Below are 3,171 nucleotides of genomic sequence, written 5' to 3'. Positions count from 1 at the left end.
CCCGGCTGGCGGGGGCGTTGACGCCGGAGGTGGACGCGGTACTGGCCCGCCATCCACTGCGGGAACACGTCACCAGCAGCGACCCGCTCCCTCTCCTGGTGGAACGCGAGCGGGCCCTCTACGGCTCCTGGTACGAGTTCTTCCCCCGCTCCGAGGGCACCCCCGAACAGCCGCACGGCACCTTCACCACCGCCGCCCGCCGCCTCCCCGCGATCGCCGCCATGGGCTTCGACGTCGTCTACCTCCCCCCGATCCACCCCATCGGCACCACCTTCCGCAAGGGCCCCGACAACACCCTCGACGCCGCACCCGACGACGTCGGCGTCCCCTGGGCCATCGGCTCACCCGAAGGCGGCCACGACGCCGTCCACCCCCGGCTCGGCACCCTGGAGGACTTCACCCGCTTCGTCACCCGCGCCCGCGAACTCGGCCTCGAGGTCGCCCTCGACTTCGCCCTCCAGTGCTCCCCCGACCACCCCTGGGTCCACAAACACCCCGCATGGTTCCACCACCGCCCCGACGGCTCCATCGCCTACGCCGAGAACCCCCCGAAGAAGTACCAGGACATCTACCCCATCGCCTTCGACGCCGACATGGACGGCCTGACCACCGAGACCTGCCGGATCCTGCGCCACTGGATGCACACCGGAGTACGCATCTTCCGGGTGGACAACCCCCACACCAAACCCGTCGTGTTCTGGGAACGCGTCATCGGCGACATCAACCGCACCGACCCCGACGTCATCTTCCTCGCCGAGGCCTTCACCCGCCCCGCGATGATGCGCACCCTCGCCGACATCGGCTTCCAGCAGTCCTACACCTACTTCACCTGGCGCAACACCAAACAGGAACTCACCGACTACCTCACCGAACTCTCCGGCGACGCCGCCGCCTCCATGCGGCCCAACTTCTTCGCCAACACCCCCGACATCCTGCACGCCTACCTCCAGCACGGCGGCCGCCCCGCCTTCGAGGTCCGCGCCGTCCTCGCCGCCACCCTCTCCCCCTCCTGGGGCATCTACAGCGGCTACGAACTCTGCGAGAACACCCCCCTGCGCGAAGGCAGCGAGGAATACCTCCACAGCGAGAAGTACCAGCTCCGCCCCCGCGACTGGGAATCCGCCGAACGCGAGGGACGCACCATCACCCCCCTCATCACCAGGCTCAACACTCTCCGCCGGGCCCATCCCGCACTCCACCGGCTCAGGAACCTGCGGTTCCACCAGGCCGACAACGACGCCGTCATCGCGTACAGCAAGCGCAGCGGCCAGGACGTCGTGCTGGTGGTCGCCAACCTCGACCCGCATCACCCCCAGGAGGCCACGGTCTCGTTGGACATGCCGCAACTCGGCCTGGACCGGCACGAGTCGGTGCCGGTGCGCGACGAGCTCACCGGCGAGACCTATCACTGGGGCCACACCAACTACGTGCGGCTGGAGCCGGGGCGGGCTCCCGCGCATGTTCTGCACGTCCAGCGACCGCCCGCCGCACAGCGAAACGGAGGGCGAGGAACGTCATGACCGTGAACGAGCCGGTGCCGGACACGTTCGAGGACACACCGGTCAGGGACCGGGACCCGGACTGGTTCAAACGAGCCGTCTTCTACGAGGTCCTGGTCCGCTCCTTCCAGGACAGCAACGGCGACGGCATCGGCGACCTGAAGGGTCTGACCGCCAAACTCGACTATCTGCAGTGGCTGGGCGTCGACTGCCTGTGGCTGCCGCCCTTCTTCAAGTCGCCGCTGCGCGACGGCGGTTACGACGTGGCCGACTACACCGCCGTGCTGCCCGACTTCGGCGACCTCGCCGACTTCGTCGAGTTCGTCGACTCCGCGCACCAGCGCGGCATGCGCGTGATCATCGACTTCGTCATGAACCACACCAGCGACCAGCACCCGTGGTTCCAGGAGTCGCGCAAGGACCCGGACGGCCCCTACGGCGACTACTACGTGTGGGCCGACGACGACAAGCAGTTCCAGGACGCCCGCATCATCTTCGTCGACACCGAGGCGTCCAACTGGACGTACGACCCTGTACGCAAGCAGTACTACTTCCACCGCTTCTTCTCGCACCAGCCGGACCTCAACTACGAGAACCCGGCGGTCCAGGAGGAGATGATCTCCGCCCTGAAGTTCTGGCTGGACCTGGGGATCGACGGGTTCCGGCTGGACGCGGTGCCGTACCTGTACCAGCGGGAGGGGACGAACTGCGAGAACCTCCCGGAGACCCACGCGTTCCTGAAGCGGGTGCGCAAGGAGATCGACACCCAGTACCCGGACACGGTGGTCCTGGCGGAGGCCAACCAGTGGCCGGAGGACGTCGTCGACTACTTCGGCGACTACTCCGCCGGCGGCGACGAGTGCCACATGGCCTTCCACTTCCCCGTCATGCCCCGCATCTTCATGGCCGTGCGCCGCGAGTCCCGCTACCCCGTCTCGGAGATCCTCGCCAAGACCCCCGCCATCCCCTCCGGCTGCCAGTGGGGCATCTTCCTGCGCAACCACGACGAACTGACCCTGGAGATGGTCACCGACGAGGAACGCGACTACATGTGGGCGGAATACGCCAAGGACCCCCGCATGCGCGCCAACATCGGCATCCGCCGCCGCCTCGCCCCCCTGCTGGACAACGACCGCAACCAGATCGAACTCTTCAACGCCCTCCTGCTGTCGCTCCCCGGATCACCGATCATCTACTACGGCGACGAGATCGGCATGGGCGACAACATCTGGCTCGGCGACCGCGACGCCGTCCGCACCCCCATGCAGTGGACCCCGGACCGCAACGCCGGCTTCTCCTCCTCCGACCCCGGACGCCTCTTCCTCCCCGCCATCATGGACCCGGTCTACGGCTACCAGGTCACCAGCGTCGAAGCGTCCATGGCCTCCCCCTCCTCCCTGCTCCACTGGACCCGCCGGATGATCGAGATCCGCAAACAGAACCCCGCCTTCGGCCTCGGCTCCTACACCGAACTGCCGTCCTCCAACCCCGCCGTCCTCGCCTTCCTGCGCGAGTACGAGGACGACCTGGTGCTCTGCGTGAACAACTTCTCCCGCTTCGCACAGCCCACGGAGCTGGATCTCAGCGCCTTCGAGGGGCGGCACCCGGTGGAGCTGTTCGGCGGGGTGCGGTTCCCGGCCGTGGGGGAGCTGCCGTACCTGATGACCCTCGG

Annotated in this window: 2 protein-coding genes; both read left to right on the top strand. The window is 67.8% G+C overall.

Annotated features, from left to right (window positions below; genetic code table 11):
- Positions 1-1,520, top strand: a 1,520-nt coding sequence (locus tag B9S61_RS36355; RefSeq protein WP_103545991.1) for an alpha-amylase family glycosyl hydrolase, incomplete at its 5' end; no start/stop codon positions are given.
- Positions 1,517-3,171, top strand: a 1,655-nt coding sequence (treS, locus tag B9S61_RS36350; RefSeq protein WP_103545990.1) for a maltose alpha-D-glucosyltransferase, incomplete at its 3' end; no start/stop codon positions are given. The genes B9S61_RS36355 and treS, both read left to right, overlap by 4 nt.

It is taken from the genome of Streptomyces sp. SM1, assembly GCF_002910825.1.
Classification (GTDB): domain Bacteria; phylum Actinomycetota; class Actinomycetes; order Streptomycetales; family Streptomycetaceae; genus Streptomyces; species Streptomyces okerensis.
This window is presented reverse-complemented; position numbering and strand designations above follow the sequence as displayed.